14 protein-coding genes and 3 riboswitches are annotated in these 19,747 nt (G+C 48.3%); of the genes, 9 read left to right on the top strand and 5 right to left on the bottom strand.

All coding sequences use genetic code 11. The annotated features are described in order from the left end of the window. Together BN1360_RS04775 and BN1360_RS04780 are read left to right on the top strand one after the other, a co-directional pair. The coding region (locus tag BN1360_RS04775) for a M20/M25/M40 family metallo-hydrolase (protein ID WP_068778753.1) at positions 1-1,549 on the top strand (1,549 nt) is incomplete at its 5' end. Positions 1,550-1,665: 116 nt separating this feature from the next. After that, positions 1,666-1,926 (top strand): hypothetical protein, encoded by a 261-nt coding sequence (locus BN1360_RS04780; RefSeq protein ID WP_068778895.1) that lies wholly within the window; start codon positions 1,666-1,668, stop codon positions 1,924-1,926. 139 nt (positions 1,927-2,065) lie between these two features. On the opposite strand, the gene BN1360_RS04785 is transcribed toward BN1360_RS04780, so the two are convergent. From BN1360_RS04785 to BN1360_RS04795, 3 genes are read right to left on the bottom strand one after another with little or no spacing between them, the layout of a single operon-like run. After that, entirely contained in the window at positions 2,066-3,073 is a 1,008-nt protein-coding gene (locus tag BN1360_RS04785) for a FecCD family ABC transporter permease (RefSeq protein WP_068778754.1), read from the bottom strand. Continuing rightward, the gene (locus BN1360_RS04790) at positions 3,070-4,080 is read right to left on the bottom strand and encodes a FecCD family ABC transporter permease (protein WP_068778755.1); all 1,011 of its coding nucleotides are present in this window, start codon (positions 4,078-4,080) and stop codon (positions 3,070-3,072) included. The genes BN1360_RS04785 and BN1360_RS04790 overlap by 4 nt, the downstream gene beginning before the upstream one ends. Before the next feature lie 32 nt (positions 4,081-4,112). After that, positions 4,113-5,057 carry an iron-hydroxamate ABC transporter substrate-binding protein gene (locus BN1360_RS04795; RefSeq protein ID WP_068778756.1) on the bottom strand — a complete coding sequence of 315 codons (945 nt, stop codon included), beginning with the start codon at positions 5,055-5,057 and terminating at the stop codon, positions 4,113-4,115. A gap of 270 nt (positions 5,058-5,327) precedes the next feature. Here BN1360_RS04795 and BN1360_RS04800 point away from each other — a divergent pair, with 270 nt between their 5' ends. The 6 genes from BN1360_RS04800 (at position 5,328) to BN1360_RS04825 (ending at position 15,649) form a co-directional block, all read left to right on the top strand. Further along, positions 5,328-6,302: an aldo/keto reductase gene (locus BN1360_RS04800; RefSeq protein WP_068778757.1), complete on the top strand. Its 975-nt coding sequence runs from the start codon at positions 5,328-5,330 to the stop codon at positions 6,300-6,302. 131 nt (positions 6,303-6,433) lie between these two features. Beyond that, positions 6,434-7,843: a hypothetical protein gene (locus BN1360_RS04805; RefSeq protein WP_068778758.1), complete on the top strand. Its 1,410-nt coding sequence runs from the start codon at positions 6,434-6,436 to the stop codon at positions 7,841-7,843. 185 nt (positions 7,844-8,028) lie between these two features. Beyond that, on the top strand, positions 8,029-9,186 hold the full coding sequence (locus tag BN1360_RS04810; RefSeq protein WP_068778759.1) for a hypothetical protein: 1,158 nt from the start codon (positions 8,029-8,031) through the stop codon (positions 9,184-9,186). Positions 9,187-9,305: 119 nt separating this feature from the next. Continuing rightward, positions 9,306-10,415, top strand: a complete 1,110-nt coding sequence (locus BN1360_RS04815; protein ID WP_068778760.1) for an FAD:protein FMN transferase — start codon at positions 9,306-9,308, stop codon at positions 10,413-10,415. A gap of 145 nt (positions 10,416-10,560) precedes the next feature. Then, positions 10,561-11,301 carry a Bax inhibitor-1/YccA family protein gene (locus tag BN1360_RS04820; protein ID WP_068778761.1) on the top strand — a complete coding sequence of 247 codons (741 nt, stop codon included), beginning with the start codon at positions 10,561-10,563 and terminating at the stop codon, positions 11,299-11,301. A gap of 141 nt (positions 11,302-11,442) precedes the next feature. After that, positions 11,443-11,546: riboswitch (cyclic di-GMP riboswitch) on the top strand. 164 nt (positions 11,547-11,710) lie between these two features. Further along, positions 11,711-15,649, top strand: coding sequence for a MucBP domain-containing protein (locus BN1360_RS04825; RefSeq protein ID WP_068778762.1), 3,939 nt, complete (start codon positions 11,711-11,713; stop codon positions 15,647-15,649). A 56-nt stretch (positions 15,650-15,705) separates the two neighbouring features. On the opposite strand, the gene BN1360_RS04830 is transcribed toward BN1360_RS04825, so the two are convergent. After that, complete coding sequence (locus BN1360_RS04830; RefSeq protein WP_068778763.1) at positions 15,706-16,371, bottom strand: anthrax toxin lethal factor-related metalloendopeptidase; 666 nt, start codon at positions 16,369-16,371, stop codon at positions 15,706-15,708. Positions 16,372-16,452: 81 nt separating this feature from the next. Continuing rightward, a riboswitch (cyclic di-GMP riboswitch) is annotated at positions 16,453-16,540 on the bottom strand. 404 nt (positions 16,541-16,944) lie between these two features. Further along, a riboswitch (cyclic di-GMP riboswitch) is annotated at positions 16,945-17,036 on the bottom strand. A gap of 276 nt (positions 17,037-17,312) precedes the next feature. On the opposite strand from BN1360_RS04830, the gene rlmN reads away from it, so the two are divergent. After that, a complete protein-coding gene (rlmN, locus tag BN1360_RS04835) occupies positions 17,313-18,374 on the top strand; it encodes a dual-specificity RNA methyltransferase RlmN (protein WP_068778764.1) in 1,062 nt (353 codons plus the stop codon). Between the two features lie 606 nt (positions 18,375-18,980). On the opposite strand, the gene BN1360_RS04840 is transcribed toward rlmN, so the two are convergent. Beyond that, positions 18,981-19,727 carry a helix-turn-helix domain-containing protein gene (locus BN1360_RS04840; protein WP_068778765.1) on the bottom strand — a complete coding sequence of 249 codons (747 nt, stop codon included), beginning with the start codon at positions 19,725-19,727 and terminating at the stop codon, positions 18,981-18,983. Between the last annotated feature and the right edge of the window lie 20 nt (positions 19,728-19,747).

Below are 19,747 nucleotides of genomic sequence, written 5' to 3' on the forward strand. Positions count from 1 at the left end.
ATCCCCGCGTCCGGCCGGGATCGATGCTCCGCCTGAATCTTTCTCCTCTGCACGGGCGATGGAGAAGGTAGAGATGATTGCCAGAGAACCACACCCTTCGGGTTCCTCTGCACATGCTCAGGTGCGTGATTATATTATCGCGGAGCTGGAAAACCTTGGTCTGCATCCGGAAATTCAGGAGGCAGATGTTGCACCAGGCGTGTCCAAGCGATATTCAGGCAAGCTCGAGAATATCGTCGTCCGCATTCCTGGAACCGATTCGAGCAAGCCGCTCATGCTGGCAGCTCATTATGACTCCGTTGCGACAGCACCAGGAGCGGCAGATGATGGTTCAGGAGTTGCCGCTATGCTTGAGACAGCAAGAGCGCTCCAGGCATTTGGCCCTCTGAAGAATGATCTGATTCTGCTTATGACAGATGGTGAAGAGAACGGGATGCTAGGAGCCAAGGCATTCGTGAGCGAGCATTCATGGGCCCGTGATATAGGCCTGGTATTAAATTTCGAGGCGCGCGGCAACAAAGGCCCTTCATTTATGTTCGAGACCAGCGATCAGAACGGCTGGATCATTCGGGAGTTTACTCAAGCTGCTCCGAGTCCGGTAGCCTATTCGCTCATCTATAACTTGTATAAGTTGATGCCGAATGATACAGATTTAACGATATTCAAGGACGGCGGGATGCCTGGCTTGAACTTTGCGTTCGGGGTCGGTTTGAACGCTTATCACACTGAGCTGGATACAGCCGCTAATCTGGATCCGTCCAGCTTGCAGCACCAAGGCGAATATATGTTAAGTTTGGCCCGGCATTTTGGTAATCTTGATCTGAATCAGGTACAACAGCAGGATCGGGTCTATTTTAATACCATCGGCTGGAGTATGATCAGTTATTCGAAGTCCTGGATCCCCTGGTTCACTGGCTTCGCCGTGCTGCTGTTCATGGCAACCTTATGGCATGGCCTATATACCCGGCGAATTCACTGGAAGGGATTATTTGGCGGATTAGGCATCAGTCTGCTTACCATGGTCGCCGTATATGGCATTAATACCTTGCTATGGCGATTGCTCCGTTCCGGAATCTCAGAGGAAGGATACGAGAGAATTTTAATGGACCCAAAGGTCAGTGTGTACTATTTGGCAGGATCGCTGCTGGTTACCCTGTTGCTGGCTATTTTAATTGTTAGAGCAGGTTCCCGGTTTATCCGCTCGGAAAATATATGGTTAGGTGTGTTGGCGTTATGGCTCCTGTTATGTATAGGAACGAGTATTTCTCTACCGGGAGGCAGCTATGTCTTCACGTGGCCGCTGGTTTTCAGCCTTATGGGTCTTAATTTGTTCTTCTTTATGGAGGAAGAGGCCAGGAACTGGCTATCCACTTTGTTTGCTGTACCTGGGTTCGTGCTGCTAACGCCGATCTGCTATCTTGTCTACTATTTGATGACATTGGGGATGGCAGGCACGATTATGGTCATTGCAGCGCTTGCGATCTCTTTGATTTTCCCATTGTTCTGCAAGCCTACGAGGGCACATCGGGATATATTCAGATTCAGATAGAAGCTGTCAGGCTGAATTTCGGACGCCATAGGCCGGGCAGGGGAGGTATAAGAAGCATGGAGATACAACATGCTAATGGGGAACAGAGACATTTCAGAAGGGAGAGTATCTCATTCATGAAACGTTACGATTCCAGTCTGCAAGCAGACAGCACTGTAGCTCGTGCGCAAAATTCCGTTAACAAGCTGCACAATGCCGTATCTCAAGCGCTAAGCCATCCCAATGAACAAACTGTAGAACAAGCGCAGAACAGCTTTGATCATGCTGAGCAATCCATTCAGCAGGTGAACCGTTCACTAGGGCCCCAAGGGGTCGAAATGGCCGAAGAGATGCTGGCTGATGAGAAGAGTAGACTTGCTAAACTGAATCAGCAATAGAGACTTTCAGAACGCTAATCGTTATCTGTTCAGCCTGCAGGGCCTAGGAACCTGCAGGTTTTTTGCTGCCGATAAGTGGAAAGCCTCATCCTCCACTTGTGTGGGTGATGAGGCTTTATATTATAGACTGTGTCGTGATTTATTTCTTTAAAAGCAGATATACGAAGTAAGGTGCACCGATGAAGGAGATGACAATCCCGACGGGAATGCCGCTCGGATCAGCGAGATTACGGCCAATCGTGTCCGCCAGCAGCAGCATCCATCCTCCGGTTAATACGGCGACAGGCAGGAATAGCTGATGCCTTGGCCCAACAAGAGCTTTGGCGATATGTGGCGCCATCAGGCCGACGAAGGAGATACCTCCGGTTACAGAGACCGCCGAGGCGGCCAGGGCAACAGCTGCCAGCAGCAGGCCAAGCCTTTCTCTCTCCACGGCTACCCCGACACCGATTGTGACGTGCTCATCCAACGTCAGCAGGTTCATGCGATTCGCCTTATAGAAGGCGAACGGAACGAGAATGATCAGCCACGGCAGCATCGCTAAGATGAAGGGCCAGTCGGTGCCCCATACATTCCCAGCGATCCATTTGGCGATAAAATCAACCTTGGAACGTTCCGCCGAGGAGATCAGTACGATCATAATCCCGGATAGCGCCATGGCGAACCCAACCCCCGTTAATACAAGACGGGTCGGCTGGAGTCCTTCCGTCCGGCTATAAGAGAAGATATAGATCAAAACGGCTGTAATTACAGCCCCGCAAAAGGCGACCACAGGCAGTAAATAGATAAATGAGCCTGCATCAATCGGGAAGAACAAGAAGAAGACCGCAATGGCAACGCCGGCTCCGGAGTTAATGCCGAGGATTCCGGGGTCTGCCAGATCATTGCGCGATACGCTCTGCAAAATAGCTCCTGACAGCGCCAGTGCCATTCCGGAAAGCATGGTAATGACAATACGCGGCAGACGTACAGAGAATAAGACGAATTCTTCCTTGAACGTTCCTTGTCCGAATAAGGTAGGCAGGAGCCGATTATAAGACAAGGAGGAATAACCCATCCCCATGCCGATAACAATGGTTGCGATAATGAGCAGAACCAGGATGCCAACGATCCGGCGCTGCCTTCTGACTGCGATGTGGTGGTTCATGATAAGCCTTTACCCCCTTTGCGTACGATATACAAGAAGAATGGCAGGCCTATCATGGCGACGATCGCTGCTACCGGTGTTTCATAGGGAGCGTTGATCGTGCGGCCGAGCGTATCCGCGATCAGCATAAACGCCGCGCCGCCTATACCGGACATCGGCAATATGTAACGGTAATCGGTTCCGACAATGCCGCGGATCAAATGCGGTACCATCAATCCGATAAAAGCCAGGTTCCCTACCAGTGCCACCGAGGCACCGGCGAGAATGATAATAAGAACAATCATTAGCACCTTGATTAGCGCTGTGCGTTGCCCCAAGCCAACAGCAACTTCTTCGCTAAGGCTCATCACGGTGAGCTGCTTGGAGAAGAGCAGGGACAGAATAATGCCGACGATAATGAAAGGGACGATGACCTGCAGCTGCCCCCAGGTTGTGCCGATCACCCCACCGGAGGTCCACATGGAGACATCCTTGGAGATTTTGAAATAGATGCCCACGCCTTCAGCGATTGCATATAGGAAAGCTGATACGGCCGAGCCGGCTAGGACGAGGCGCAGCGGCGACAGACCGCCTTTCTTGATGGCTCCGATGCCCAGCACAAACGTAGCGCCCAGAGCGGCGCCGATGAAGCAGGCAATCATAATCCCGAAGTAATTTGCCGCCGGAATAAAGGCCAATGTGATGGCCAATGCGGCGTTGGCCCCTGACGTCAGGCCAAGCAAACCGGGATCGGCCAGCGGGTTCCTTGTAATGCCCTGCATCATCGCACCGGATATCGCCAAGGCAGCGCCTACAACCATAGCTCCGATCTCCCGTGGCAGACGGATTTCACGGATGATGGAAATAGACTCCCCACTTGCGTGGGAAGTCAAGGCCAGCCATACATCCCGAAGCGGTGTGTTGGCCGCTCCGAATGCCATAGCAACAGCAAATATGAGTACTAATAATATGCATCCAGCTATCAATTTAAATAGAAATGATATGGAACGAGAATTTGATCTGATCATGTGGTTAGTCTCTCATTTTCTTATAAATTGGCTTATTTTCCAAGGAAATGCTTAATAAAGAAGTCGAGCTGATAATCCAGGGTGAGCGCATCGTTGAAATAGAAGTTTTGCGCATCGGCTACGAAGACACGGTTGTTCTTGACTGCCGGGATGTTCTTGTACGTATCCGTGTCCAAGAAGGAATTATCGGTCTCGCTATTTTTACTTAATATGATATAGTCCCCGGCATATTCCGGCAAGACTTCCAGCGATAACGCGTAATATCCGTCTTTCAATGCGGCTTCCTTCACTTTTTCCGGCATTTTCAGCTTCATGGCTTGGTACAGAATTTCTGTGCCCCGTGCCCAATTGTCCCCAAAAACATAAATTTGCTTGTCAAAATTCTCGAATACAGAGACCGTTGCATCCTCGCCGATCTTCACTCTGATCTCGTCGCCTGCTTTTTCCGCACGCTGCTTGAAGTCGTTGACCCAGGACTCAGCTTCCTTCTCTTTGTTAAGCAATTTGCCGATCTCCAGGATCTGTGTTAAGTAGTCCAGCTTGCCATAGGTGTAGGTAACTGTGGGAGCAATCTCCTTCAGCTTATCCAGATTTTTAGTGTTGGACAGGCCGATGATCAGGTCCGGATTAACCTCAATAATCTTCTCCAGATTCTCATCCGACACCTCGGCAGCGTTCTCCAATTTATCCTTGAAGTTTGGATTCATTTTGGACCAGGAATCGACCCCTACCAGATTGACACCCAGGGCCAGCACATCACCGGTATAAGACGATAGCACGATCACGCGCTGCGGATTCGCTGGAACTTCGATGGGGCCATCCTCCGATTGATAGGTGATCGTATCCTTGGAACTGTTCTCTGTCTGGTTAGCGGTTTTATTTGCATTTTCTCCTGCGCCACTTTGACTAGGTTGGTTGCCACAGGCGCTGACCAGCAGAACGCAGAGCAGTATTATAGGTAGGAAAATTTTTTTCATCTTATTAAACTCCCTTTAACTGTTTTAAATGATAATGATTATCATTCGCGGATTGATATAAATCATATAGTTCTGAGTGATGGATGTCAATAATTATTTAAAAGTTGAAGGGTTATAAATGAAGGGGAAGAACCCTTATATGATCGGGTGCTCGCCATGCCTGGAACTATATATCGGATATGTTATGCTGGGGATAAGGGCGGACGAAATCGCCATATCATATTATAGTGCTAATTAGTGCTAAATCTAGGGCAAAGGAGCTGACGTAGTATGAAGTATCGTAGACTCGGAAATAGCGGGCTGGAAGTATCAGCGATGGGGCTGGGGACGAATTCGTTTGGTAAAAGGGCCGACGAATCCACCTCAATTCGCATTATGGAGGAGGCGCTGGACAGCGGGATTAACTTTATAGATACGGCGAATATCTACGCTGGAACCAAGTCGGAGCGGATTATTGGACAAGCTCTGGTCGGCAAAAGACAGCGGGTCGTTCTGGCTACGAAGGCCGGATTGGTGAGAGGGGAAGGGCCGAATCAGCGCGGCTCCTCGCGGTATCATTTGCAGCAGGAGCTGGAAGGCAGCCTGAAGCGCCTTAATACCGATTATATCGATCTGTATCAGATTCATACTTTTGATCCGAACACGCCGCTTGAGGAGACGCTGCGCACTTTGGACGATATGGTGCGTGCGGGTAAGGTTCGCTATATCGGGGCTTCCAACTATGCCGCATGGGAGCTGATGAAGGCGCTTGGCCTCAGTGAGCTGAAGGGGCTGAACCGCTTCGTATCCCTGCAGGTGAGCTATTCCTTAGCTGATCGAACTCCGGAGCAGGAGATGGTACCGCTATGTCTGGATCAGGGCGTTGGCATTATTCCATATTTCCCGCTTGCAGGCGGGATTCTTAGCGGGAAATACAGCTTATCGGACAAAGTCCCGGCAGATTCCCGTGCGGATAAAGACCCAAGCTTCAATCGCTTCATTAATGAGCGAACGTTGACACTTGCCGATCAAGTGAACCAGCTGGCAGTTGAATACGGATATACAGCTAGCGGTCTTTCTCTAGCCTGGCTGATGGACCAGCCCGTTGTAAGCACGGCTATTGTAGGCGCCACCCGTCAGGAGCAGCTTAGGGAAAATCTCCGCAGTCTGGAGATTGAGCTAAACCCGGAGCTCATAGAGAAACTGGACCATTTGAGCCGGACAAGCCGCTACAGTGAACCGTTTGCCACTTATCGCCTGTCTTGATTTTATGATGATGGACAGCCATTCCATATAACGGGTTCCAAAGAGTGAGTTCCCAAGCCGCCTGAACACAAGCCCAGGCTTATGCATAGCATATAGCACCACTTTTTATCGGGGGAAAGGGTGTGCCTGGAATGGGAATTCATTTAACGGCAATCCATTATGTGTATCTGGCTTTTATTGTATTCATTATGACGCTGTTGATCAGACGCCGTGATACGACGATGATCTGCGTAGCGGGCATCTTTGTATTAGGCTTAATCGCCACAGAGACTCTCAGCGGCTCAGTAACGGGAGTCTTTAATTCATTTGTATACGCAACGAGAGAACTGCTTGGAACGATCATGATTATCTCGATCATCGTAGCGATGAGCCAGGTGCTAATGCGGACGGGGATTAATGAGACGATGATAGCGCCTTTAACCCGGTTTATTCGTACGCCTGCGGTAGCCTTCTGGGGGATCGGTCTAATTATGATGGTGACCTCTTGGTTCTTCTGGCCCTCTCCGGCGGTCGCTCTCATCGGTGCGGTGCTGCTGCCGGTAGCTGTTCGGGTCGGTCTGCCAGCACTTGGAGCCGCTATGGCCATGAATCTGTTCGGTCACGGTATTGCTCTGTCAGGCGACTATATTATTCAAGGTGCGCCTAAGCTGACGGCGGACGCGGCCGGACTGCCGGTATCCAGCGTGATGGAGGCGAGTGTCCCGCTTGTTATCGTGATGGGGCTGGTCACAACCGTTACAGCATTCTGGATGATGCGTAGAGATCTCAAGCGTGGGACGTGGCGAGACGGGCTGGTGACGGGCAAGAATCTGACCCCTAGCGTATCAGCGGAGGAAGAGGAGGAGCAAGCTGTGGTTTCTCCCGGTGTGAAGAAAGGACTGGCGATTGCGATACCACTGCTGTTCTTGATCGACGTTCTCGCAATGTTCCTGCTCCATTTGCAGGGCGGAGATGCGACAGCATTGGTTGGCGGTACGGCTGTATTCATCCTGATCGTTGTGACTTTGCTGGCTCATCGCAACCGTGGATTGGAGAAGGTAACGTCATATCTGATCGATGGCTTTGTATTCGGCTTTAAGGTATTTGGACCGGTGATCCCGATCGCAGCGTTCTTCTATCTGGGCGACTCGGCGTTTACGGAATTATTCGGTCAGGTGTTGCCTGAGGCTTCCCACGGTATTGTAAATGATCTCGGGGTAGCGCTGGCAGGAGTGGTCCCTTTGAACGGAGCTGTAGGTGCAATTACGCTGACGATCATCGGAGCCATTACCGGTCTGGATGGATCTGGATTCTCTGGAATCTCACTGGCGGGTTCCGTGGCGCAATTATTTGCCGCAGCGACCCATACAGGGGCTGCCACCTTGACCGCATTAGGGCAAGTTGCAGCGATCTGGGTTGGAGGCGGGACACTGATTCCGTGGGCCTTAATTCCGGCTGCAGCGATTTGCGGAGTAAGCCCGTTTGAGCTGGCACGGCGCAATTTGAAGCCTGTCTTGATCGGGCTTGGGGTGACTACAATTGTCGCTATGTTTTTGTTGTAACAGGCCATTTAAAATACTTGCAATCCAACGGCTATCCAGAAGATAGTCGTTTTTTGTTGTTCACAGAGCTTTCACTTTTCAAATAGGAAATAGAGGTATTGTATACCAAAAAAGTTTGTGATAGAATTCACCTATATAGTGAAATATTTCACTTAATTTAAAAATGTCTATCTTAGGGGGCTTTCATGAAAATGAGGAAAATGATGTATGCATTGTTAGTATCTATGGTTGCTATCTCCATGCTGGCTGGCTGCGGTTCCAAGAACTCAAATTCAAATTCTGCTAATTCGGGCCAATCTGCATCTAATGAATCAACCGACAATGCTTCCACGAACAATGGAGCAACAAATAACGCAGATACTGCAGCTTCAGGGCAAATTGCCAAGATTGGTCTGGGTCATATTACATCTATTGGCAGCTCGAAGGATATGGAAGGCGATACACTGGCTACTGCACAAGTGGACACAACGATTGTTGCAGCAGCATTTGATAAAGACGGCAAGGTAGTTAAGGTGGAGATCGATAATGCACAATCGAAGGTAGACTACGATAAAGATCTGCAAGTGACTACTGATCTGAATGCCGACAATAAGACCAAGGTAGAGCTTGGCGAAGATTATGGCATGAAAAAGGCATCCTCCATCGGCAAAGAGTGGTACGAACAAGCGAAAGCGCTTGGCGATTGGATGGTAGGCAAGAGTGTTGACGAGATTAAAGCTATGAAGACCAAAGCAAAAGACGATCATCACCCGGCTGTTCCGGATGAAGCGGATTTGGCTTCCACTGTAACGATGAACGTATCTGATTTCATTGCGGCCGTAGCTGAAGCATACGATACTGCGATTGATGTGAAGGGCGGCGCCGAGAAATTTGGCCTTGGACATAACATTTCCCTGGCTAAGTCCAAGGGGCTGTCCACGAGCGATGGTCAAGAAGTGCTTCCGGCAGCTGAGGTGAACACGGTCATGGTAGCTACAGCCTTCGATAAGGATGGCAAGGTAGCGGGTACGATTATCGATAATGCACAGACCAAAGTGAACTTTGACAAGAACGGTAAAGTGACATCTGATAAGAATGCGGAGATCAAGACGAAGGTAGAGCTTGATGATGAGTACGGCATGAAGAAGGCTTCCTCGATCGGCAAGGAATGGTATGAGCAAGCGAGAGCGCTTGGCGATTGGATGGTAGGCAAGTCTGTGGATGAGATCAAAGGCATGAAGACGAAGCAAAAAGATGATGCTCATCCCGCAGTGCCGGATGAAGCGGATCTGACTTCTTCGGTAACGATCAGTGTTCAGGACTATATCGCAGGCTTGGTAGAATCCTTCGATAGCGCTAAATAATAAGGTTCCTGATGAGTCATCGAACCATATGGACTCCCCCATGCTTATGGGGGAGTTTTGCTTAAAACCGAGATATGACTGGAGAAGTTCGGCAACGAGGCGCTTAAAGAGGTGAATTTATGTACAGAGTGGTGGCAAAGACAAAATGGTGGGTAGGGATTATGCTTGCGGCCTTGTTATTGACCGGCTGCACAGCCAAGGCGGATCAACTGGAAGTAGTATATCCCAAATACAGTGACAGTTTCTTCGATGCTTTTGACACGATGACCCAGGTTGTTGCGTACACAGAGAATGAGGAGCAATTCCAGCAATACGTGGAGCAAATCCATAAGCGGTTCCTGGAGCTGCATCGGTTATATGATATTTACAACAATTATGAAGGCCTGAACAATGTGAAGACGATAAATGATCGGGCCGGGAGTGAACCTGTTAAGGTAAGCCAGGAGATCATCGACTTGATTCAGTTCTCCAAGCAGTGGTATGACCAGGTTGGGGAGACCAATATTGCGATGGGGGCGGTTCTGGAGTTGTGGCATGACTATCGGGAAGCGGGGATTGCCAACCCGGATCAGGCGAAGCTGCCGCCGATGGAGAAGCTGAAGCAGGCTGCGCAGCATATTGATTTCAGTAAGGTTATTATTGATGAGGCGAATAGCACTGTCTATTTGGCAGATGCGAAAATGTCTCTGGATGTCGGTGCTGTGGCTAAGGGCTTCGCAACCGAATTGGTGGCTCAGGAAATGAAAGCGCAGGGGATGAACTCCTTCATGATCAGCGCCGGTGGGAATATCCGTTCCGTAGGCAAACCGCTGGATGGGGTGCGTCAGCGCTGGGGCGTCGGTATCCAGAATCCGAATAAATTCATCGCGATGGAAGAGGATAATCTGCTGGATACGATATTTATCCGCGACGCTTCTGTCGTCAGCAGCGGGGATTATCAGCGTTATTACACGGTGAATGGCGTTAACTACCACCATTTGATCGATCCGAAAACCTTGCTGCCGGGAAATTATTATCGGGCGGTAACAGTCATGACCGAAGATTCCGGTCTGGCTGATTTTTTGTCGACGGTTGTATTCCTGCTGCCATATGAACAGAGCGCTGCTCTTGTGAAGACGCTGGATGGAGTCGAGGTGCTCTGGGTGATGCCTGATGGCACTGTGAAGGCAACAAAAGGCATGCAGAAGATGATGAAAAGCCATGGAGCAACAGGGGCGAGAGCGTCCTAGCTTGAATCAGTGGAGTCCGGTAAAGGGTTTGCTTGTGTCTGCTATTTTTTTCAAAATTGTAGGGATTTTGTGGGACTAGTTTGAGTATTATGGTAATATATAAGTGCGTTTCTATAAGCAAATTCATGGATGAGGTGATTGATTCTTGATAGGTCGTAGCGGTAACCCTACTCTAAATGACAAGACTTTTGAAAGAGCCGGTCAATTTAGCGATTTAGATCGGATGACAATTGGAGGCACAGTGAATAAGGCGTTTATTACGCTCATTATTTTGCTGGCCAGCGCCTTCAGTACGTGGATGATGTTCTTCGACGGGAAGAACGTAGTCCCTTTCGCTATCGGCGGGGCTGTTGCCGGGCTTATTATTGCGATAATCCTTGCTTTTAAACCAGCGATTTCTCCTTATTTAGTACCGATTTACGCTCTTTGTGAAGGCTTTTTCCTCGGAGCCATTTCAGCTACATACGAGACTTTATACTACGGCATTACTTTACAGGCGGCCTTGCTGACAATGGGTGTTTTCCTCGCTCTGCTGCTTGCGTACAAGACAAGAATTATTAAAGCGACAGAGAATTTCAAACTCGGTGTATTTGCGGCAACGGGTGGCGTCGCACTGCTCTACCTGCTGAGCATTGTATTGCGGTGGTTCGGGATTCAAATTCCTTATTTGCATGACAGTACGCCAATCGGTATCGGAATTTCCGTGGTCATTGTAATCATTGCGGCACTGAATCTGGTGCTGGACTTTGACTTTATCGAGAACGGTGCACAAAATGGGGCTCCAAAGTACATGGAATGGTACGGAGCTTTTGGTCTGATGGTAACGCTTGTCTGGCTGTATCTTGAGTTGCTTCGTCTGATCGCTAAGATTTGGAGCCGTGATTAGACAAAATTAGTGATTCGCGTTCGACAAAACTAGTATTTTTTTACCTTTTTTAGCGATTGACTCCAGTTCCAGATGTGAAATATATTAATGTCACACCGAGGTCGTTGTTCTTCATCCAGAGAACAAGGGCCTCTTTTATATTTCATATCTAGGCACACTAATCGAAAGGTTAGGTCGCAAAGCTTTGGAGTCTAATGGTTCTGATCAGAATACCTGATCCGGCTAATGACAGTCCGGCTGCATTCACAATGCTTATTGTTGATGCAGCCGGTTTTTTTTGTTTTCTTCCTGGTTGCGAAGGCATTCCCAGTGGATAGCCTTCGTAAGATAAGTATTAGTGCCTGAAAAGAGGGGGGGGTTAATGCAGAAAAGTAGCCTGGGAGTGAAGATAACAAAATGAGGAGGAGCTATGAAAAGCGGAATTCGATTAATTGTTACGTGGTTGTGTATGATCTCCCTTGTATTAGGGATGCCCTCTATGGCGTTGGGGGCCGATGGTAGCAACAATGATCCCAATTGGCCCAATCCGGGATCAATCCATTTAAACAAGACGGCGACGCCTACCGGCAACTTTGGAGAATGGCAGGTAACACTGACCGTGGAAGGCAAGCAGTTGAAGACCAGCACAGACATTGTGCTCGTCATCGACAAATCGGGCAGTATGAATACCGGCCAACGTCTGACGAAAGCCAAGGAAGCGGCCAAGAGCTTCGCAGATTCTCTGCTAACGAATGATTCAGGTATTCGTTTGGCGGCGGTCGCATTCAGTGAGGGGAAGGCATCTCAGGTGTCTGATTTTACAGATGCTTCTGGAAGAGATTCTTTCAAGAAGGAAATCGATAAGATCAAGGCATCGGACGGTACAAATATTCAGGCAGGGCTAAAGGCAGCAGAAGATTTGTTGGGGAAAAGTCATGCGGATAAGAAGTATATCGTGCTGCTGAGCGACGGCGAGCCTACCTTTAGCTATAAGGGGACGACTGCCGAAAAATACAACTGGCCTAATAACAAATATAATTTCGCCATTACTAAATTTGATTTCAGCTCTGTAAAAGGCAATGGACAGGATTTCGGGTTATCCTGGTTCTCAAGTTATAACATCGGCTCATACGGCGTTAATGACAACGGGCTCCCGACGATCTCCCACGCTAAGTTACTTCTTAATCAAGGAATCGATATTTATAGTATCGGCCTGGAAGTAGGCAACAACAATAATGCTCAGTATGTACTCAATAACAGTCAGAACCGAGGCTACTATTCTGCGAGCAGTGATGATCTGCAGAAGGTTTTCGCCGACATCTCCAGCGATATTAAATTTGCAGCTAGAGATGCAGTTGTAACAGATCCGATGGGGGAGAAGTTCAATCTGCAGCCGGGTGCGCTGAACGGTACGGATTACGTTGCTTCCCAAGGAGAGGTAGTCTGGAACCCGGCGACAGAGACATTCCAGTGGAATATCGGCACTGTCTCTGAAGGCAAACCGGCGACATTAACTTATGTTGTTGTGATTGATCCATCTTCTAACCCGGTAACAGATACGTTATATCCAACAAACGGAAAGACGACGATAGATTACACGAATGTATATGGTACTACGCATGTTGTGAAGGAATTTGAGGTTCCTAAGGTGAAAATTGGCCTGGTGAAGATCCTCATTAAGGGTTACACCGTCAATCTGGATGGGAAGCCGGTAGATGCAGCAGGCAACGTTGTTGCGAGTCCGGCCTTGGCGCAGCAGTTGTATTCTGAGCACTATTCCGCAGGCGGCAAGGATACATTCCCGGTTGGAGGTGAGCCGGTTTCCGTACCGGCTAAACAAGTAGACGGGTATAGCCTCAAGGCTGGAGTTAATCCGACTAGCGTGACTGTAAAAGCCACCGCAGAGAACATCGTACTGTTCGGTTACGCGAAGGTGATCGAGAAGCAGGTGACAGTAAAATATGTGGATCGCGATTCGAACACGGAGATCGTCGATCCGGATGTGATTCCAAAAGCTGTCGTCGGCGAGCATATTGATCTCGAAGCGAAGCAAATTCCAGGCTATACACCAGAGCAACCGACAACCTTTAGTTATTTGGTAGAAAATAAGGATGATAATGAGTATATTTTCTATTACACAGCGGATGAGCAAAGCGTAACTGTGAAGTATCTGGAGAAGGGAAGCGGCAATGAGTTAGCGCCATCCACTTCCGTACCAGGAAAAACAGGGGAAGCAGTGAAATTAACAGCGGTCACCGTTCCGGGTTATACTCCAGAGAAAACGGAAGACACTTATACGTTCCAAGCAGGAACCAATGAGTACATTTTCTACTATACAGCGGATGAGCAAAGCGTAACTGTGAAGTATCTGGAGAAGGGAAGCGGCAATGAGTTAGCGCCATCCACTTCCGTACCAGGAAAAACAGGGGAAGCAGTGAAATTAACAGCGGCCACCGTTCCGGGTTATACTCCAGAGAAAACGGAAGACACTTATACGTTCCAGGCAGGAACCAATGAGTACATTTTCTATTACACAGCGGATGAGCAGAGCGTAACTGTGAAGTATCTGGAGAAGGGAAGCGGCAATGAGTTAGCGCCATCCACTTCCGTACCAGGAAAAACAGGGGAAGCAGTGAATTTAACAGCGGCCACCGTTCCGGGTTATACTCCAGAGAAAACGGAAGACACTTATACGTTCCAAGCAGGAACCAATGAGTACATTTTCTACTATACAGCGGATGAGCAAAGCGTAACTGTGAAGTATCTGGAGAAGGGAAGCGGCAATGAGTTAGCGCCATCCACTTCCGTACCAGGAAAAACAGGGGAAGCAGTGAAATTAACAGCGGCCACCATTCCGGGTTATACTCCAGAGAAAACGGAAGATACTTATACGTTCCAGGCAGGAACCAATGAGTACATTTTCTACTATACACAAGATGAACAACCTATTGAGGAACGTGCAGTAACGATCCACTTTCTTGAAGAAGGCACGGACGCTGTATTGCAGGACCCAGAGGTCAAATCAGGCAAGGTTGGAGATACATTAACTTGGACGGCTGAGAACATTACGGTAACGGATGCGGTGTATGTTCCGGTTCAGCTTAACCATAGCTATACAATCACAAATGCAGAAATTCAGGACTACGAGGTTTATTACAAAAAGAGTGATCCTGAAGAGAACTTGAAGCTTATGATTTATTACCTTGATCGGGCGACTGGAACACCAGTAGCCGATGCGGATACGGTATTTGGCAGCGAAGGCAAGGAGATCACTCTGTTGCCCAAGGCTCCGACTGTAACGGATGCGGTGTATGTACCCGAGCTAGAAAGCGCCGCTTACACGTTTAACGCGGATCTGGAGCAAGAGTATACTTTCTACTATAACAAACAAGTAGACCCAGAGCCTGCTGAACGCACGGTTACCGTGAAGTACCTTGAGAAGGGAAGCAATCGTCAGCTTGCCAATCCGACGACAGAGAAGGGCAAGATAGGAGATACACTCACCTTAAAGGCGGTAAGCATATCTGGTTATACCCCGATTAAGTACAGCGATACGTATAACATCGGAGACGGCGATGCTCAAGAGTATATTTTCTACTATACCAAAAACTCTACGGATGGTAACGGTTCTAATCCAGGCGGGTCCAGCTCCTACACAACACCTTCGCCGCCACCAGCACCACCCGTGCCTCCATTACCACCGGTACCGCCTAAGCTCGACACCGAGAATCACTTCGATTATATCCAGGGCTATCCGGACGGTATGGTGAAGCCGCAGAACAATATCAGCCGCGAAGAAGTGGCGGCGATCTTCTATCGTCTGATGGAGGGCGAGAGCCGGGCGAACTATTACTCTACAACGAATTCCTATATCGATGTGAAGGATACACGCTGGTCTAACAAGCATATCTCGACGATGGCCAATGCCGGAATTATTACGGGTTACCCGGACGGCTCCTTCAGACCGGGTCAGGCCATTACCAGAGCTGAATTTGCTGCGATTGCAGCCCGATTCGATAAGCTGGATGAGCGGGAGAGCGGACTGTTCACGGATATTAGCGGACATTGGGCAGAGAAATACATCCTCTCGGCAGGCAACAAAGGCTGGATTAAAGGATATACGGACGGTACCTTCAGACCGAACCAATATATTACTAGAGCGGAGGCCATGTCCTTCATCAATAGTGTATTGAATCGTAAAGTGAAGGAGTCCGGAATCCATAAGAATGCCAAGAAGTGGCCGGATAATCCGGCTTCGAGCTGGTATTACGAGGATGTTATTGAAGCGACGAACAACCATGATTATTCGCGGGATACGGACGGCTATGAGACTTGGGAGCAGCTTAAACCGCATAGAGTTGAACCCTAATAAATGAGTGAATTAACGTAAGAAGAGGCTCCCGCTGGGGAGCCTCTTTGGCATGGTTATTGATATTTGGAGAATAAGTCCTTCATAAATTGATAGGTTAAGGGCATGTCCTGCTTAAGCCTGGCTTGTGTCTGCTCACTATATAGATACAGCGTCGCGGTTTCCGCAAAATATTCGGTAGCGTACGCTGATACATAGCCGTCCCCCTTATAGTCGATGTCAGCTTCCTTTTTCCATATATCCGTGAAACTTGCGGAAGAGCTGATATTGCCCAGTACAAGGCGATCTATGGCGTGGAACGTCTCGTGCAGCTCCAGGTTTTGCCCGTTATGGCCTTTGCCTTTGTCGCTGTATCCGATTCTGGCAATAACGATATTGGAGCTTACGCCAGGAATGTCGTCCCAAGTGAGGCCGGTATTCTCCCATCCCCGTGGGGTGACTCCCTTGTATTGCGAAAATTCAGGTTCATCGGTAATTTTTCCGGTAACGAGCTTAATATGAACTTGCTTATCCTTAAGACCCTGCAATAGCGGAGCGGGGATCAGTACCAGATGATTCATCATTTTATCGGCTTCCAGCTTATCGTAATTGCCCTGGGGCAATATAACAATATCCTTAAGCAGGCTGGTGTCGCCTTGAGCATAGCTTAATGGGGCAGAGAAGCTCATAACGATGAGTAGACAGGCAAGAAGTAGGATCGGGATGCGTCGGACCAGCTTCATAATAATCCCTCCATTCATCTCTTAAAATTTGCATAATTCACCGAGTCGGAAGAAATGAATGAAGTATTCATCCGCTTCCATATCGGCAGCTGGCTGGCTTGGCGGCAGATCCGCTGTAGCCCCTGTAGCTTTGCGCCCCCGTCTTTCGAAGGGTTTGCCCTGAGCAATATGAAAATCGCGAGGTAGTTCAAAAAGTCCGCTTTCGAGCATGAAGTGAAGCGGGAAATGGATTCAGCAGCGAGCTTTGAGTAATTCGCCGAGTCCGCCGAGCATAAGCATATATTTGCGAAGTCATATTTTTCTATGGGAACATCTCAGATGCTCAACGTTTAAACCACAAGCCAACACCTACGAAGATATTTTTCTCCGAACACGTATAGCTCCGCTTCAAAATCTCCAGCACATTTAATGAAAGCATTTTGAAAAAACGCTCATCGGAAGTCTTGCACTTTGCCTGAAAACCGACCTTTTTGAACTTATGGAACTTGAAACACCCACTTTTCAAAAACAAAAAATCCTTCTTACCGAGTAAGAAGGACGGTTCGAGCGAGGATCGCGCTCTACAGCTTCTATATCGGCAACTGGCTGGCATGTGAAGGATTCATCCTCACGAAGCCCCTATAGCTTTGCGTCCCCGTCTTTCGAAGGGTTTGCCTTGATCGATTAATAAATTAATAGAATTGGAAAAAATATGAATCTATCTACTAATAAAAATAAATCTAATAGATTGAATAGTCAACTCTTTTCTGCCAAAAAAGGCGTGGATTCGAGCGGAATATACGTTGTGAAGAATCACTATGGAAGATGGGGGGAAGCAAGTGTTGGCAAGCGGTGTCTAGCTCTTGTATTAAAACTAAAAATTTGGGACAATAGTACAGATTACATCCTTTTCGGAGTGACAGACGAGAGGCTATTTTACGGTTTTGAAAAGAGGAACTGGAATGAACAATACTTCCATTTATGGATTTACATTAGAACAACTTGGAGATTGGCTCGAGGAACATGGCGAGAAGAGATCAAGAGCTCAGTTCGTCTGGGACAACTTATATCGCAAACGTGTTAAGAGCATTTCGCAAATGGCGGATGTTTCGGCCTCGTGTGTAGAAATGCTAAACGACCATATGACGATGCAGACAATGACCGAGCATACTCGGCAGGAGTCCAAGGACGGCACGGTTAAATTTCTGTTCAAGTTACAGGACGGCAATCTGATCGAGACGGTGCTGATGAGACATAAATTCGGCCTGTCCGTCTGTGTAACAACCCAGGTGGGCTGCAATATCGGCTGCAGCTTCTGTGCGAGTGGATTGCTGAAGAAAAGCCGGGACTTGTCCACGGGCGAGATTGTCGAACAGATTATGAAGGTTCAACTCTATCTGGATGAGGTGCAGCACGGAGATTTGGTTAGCCATATTGTAGTTATGGGGATTGGCGAGCCGTTCGATAATTTCAACAATGTCGTTAATTTCTTGAAGGTGATGACCGATCATAAGGGACTGGCGATTGGCCCGAGACATATTACGGTTTCAACCAGCGGTCTGGCGGATAAAATTAAGGAATTTGCCGATCTCAACCTCCGTGTCAATCTGGCAATCTCTTTGCATGCCCCGAACAATGAGCTGCGGACCCGGATCATGAAGATTAATCGCGGTATTCCAATCGAGAAGCTGATGGAGGCGATTGATTATTATCTGCAACGCACGAATCAGAGGATCACAATCGAGTATATTTTGCTTCGAGATGTAAACGATGGCCGGGAGCAGGCTGTAGAATTGGCTGAGCTATTGGACAGTCGCAGGTCCTATGTTAATGTGAACTTGATTCCCTACAATCCGGTCGATGAGCACAGCCAGTATCAGCGTAGTGACAAGGATGCCGTGCTTGAGTTCTATGACGAGCTGAAGAAGCAAGGTATCAGCTGCAGCGTTCGTATGGAGCATGGCAGCGACATTGATGCCGCCTGCGGACAGCTCAGAAGCAAGCAGATGAGGCGGCAGGCCTAAAGCCTGGTCTACAATTGAGTCCAAAACCGAACAAAAAGCAGCTCATTCCTAAAGAGGAAGGGCTGCTTTTCTGCTATTCCTGACTCCCCGGAATTATAAAGAAACAGGGTATCGCTATTTGCGCTAAAAAGGGCCGCTGGAAATTTTAACGAAACAGGGTATCGCTATTTGTGCAAATAAGGGGCAAATAATCAGTATTTCCCCTAAATAACGATATGGTGTTTCGTTAGATTTTAAATCCCTTCATTTTAACGGAAATAACAATTCGTAGTTTCGTTAGAGATTCGCAGGAAAGGTCGATCGTCCATCCGCACTCCATTACGCCTCATTATGCTCCATTGTATACGTTGCGCTTAACTCTTCTGAGCTAATTAGACTTTCCTTGCTTATGCTTATCTATTTCATCTGAGCCCCACAAGTCCCGCAGTACTATATCTACTTCATCAGAGCCCCACAAGTCCCGCAGCGCTACATTTACTTCATCTCAGCCACATAAACCCTACTGTACTTATATCTATTTCTCTGCGCTAATCAGGCTCACTGCACTCATCTCTATCTCCTCGGCACCTAATTCCACTGCACTCATTTCCATTTCTTCTATACTAATTAAAATCTTTCTGCGCTGCTGGTCCGAAATTTTCTTGGGGTTATGCCGGTGAAATTTTTGAATAACTGCGTATAATAACTCTGATTGCAAAATTTGAATGTAAAGGCAATTTCAGAGATCGATTGATTCGTATGGATCAGCAGGTGCTTGGATTCTTCGATTTTCCGTTGGTTAATGAACGTGGTGAGCGGTGAGCCAGTTTCCCGCTTGAAGCGGTCTGACAAATAGCTGGGATGGACCCTAAGAACATCGGCAATCTTCTGCAGGGTCAGTTCCTCGAAGATATGCTCACGGATATAGCGAATCGCCAGATTCACGATATGCGAATAAGGCAGCTCAGCTCTCTCAGAGCGGATCATCGCCACGAACTGCACCAGCATTTCATATTCGAAATGAATGAGCCGCTCGACCTCCCCAATCTTCTCGATTTCCAATATCACCGTATCGCTTAAATGGAAGGCGACCTCCGGGTCAACACCGCCCTTAATAATCGCGCGAGTAAATAAAGTGCAGGAAGCGATCAGGGCGTTCTTCTTGGAGCGAAGCGGGTAGGTGGCAAGTACCGCGGCCTCCAGCTCATTGATTTGGTGCAGCATCTCCATAGCTCTGTGCTCATCGCCAAAGCCGATGGCCTCCAGTAGCTCATGCTCATAATCGAAGGGGGGATGGATGAAATTGTCGCGCAAATACTGCATCCGGGACGATACATAGTACGAAGGATTTTCCGGACGAGAGGGTTTGTTCATTATTTCCCACCACCTAAAAA

Source organism: Paenibacillus sp. GM2 (genome assembly GCF_900069005.2).
Taxonomy (GTDB): Bacteria; Bacillota; Bacilli; order Paenibacillales; family Paenibacillaceae; genus Fontibacillus.

Coding starts and splice junctions, on each gene's coding strand:
- BN1360_RS04780 (WP_068778895.1), top strand. CDS start 1,666: ATGAAACGTTACGATTCCAGTCTGCAAGCAGACAGCACTGTAGCTCGT.
- BN1360_RS04785 (WP_068778754.1), bottom strand. CDS start 3,073: ATGAACCACCACATCGCAGTCAGAAGGCAGCGCCGGATCGTTGGCATC.
- BN1360_RS04790 (WP_068778755.1), bottom strand. CDS start 4,080: ATGATCAGATCAAATTCTCGTTCCATATCATTTCTATTTAAATTGATA.
- BN1360_RS04795 (WP_068778756.1), bottom strand. CDS start 5,057: ATGAAAAAAATTTTCCTACCTATAATACTGCTCTGCGTTCTGCTGGTC.
- BN1360_RS04800 (WP_068778757.1), top strand. CDS start 5,328: ATGAAGTATCGTAGACTCGGAAATAGCGGGCTGGAAGTATCAGCGATG.
- BN1360_RS04805 (WP_068778758.1), top strand. CDS start 6,434: ATGGGAATTCATTTAACGGCAATCCATTATGTGTATCTGGCTTTTATT.
- BN1360_RS04810 (WP_068778759.1), top strand. CDS start 8,029: ATGAAAATGAGGAAAATGATGTATGCATTGTTAGTATCTATGGTTGCT.
- BN1360_RS04815 (WP_068778760.1), top strand. CDS start 9,306: ATGTACAGAGTGGTGGCAAAGACAAAATGGTGGGTAGGGATTATGCTT.
- BN1360_RS04825 (WP_068778762.1), top strand. CDS start 11,711: ATGAAAAGCGGAATTCGATTAATTGTTACGTGGTTGTGTATGATCTCC.
- BN1360_RS04830 (WP_068778763.1), bottom strand. CDS start 16,371: ATGAAGCTGGTCCGACGCATCCCGATCCTACTTCTTGCCTGTCTACTC.
- rlmN (WP_068778764.1), top strand. CDS start 17,313: ATGAACAATACTTCCATTTATGGATTTACATTAGAACAACTTGGAGAT.
- BN1360_RS04840 (WP_068778765.1), bottom strand. CDS start 19,727: ATGAACAAACCCTCTCGTCCGGAAAATCCTTCGTACTATGTATCGTCC.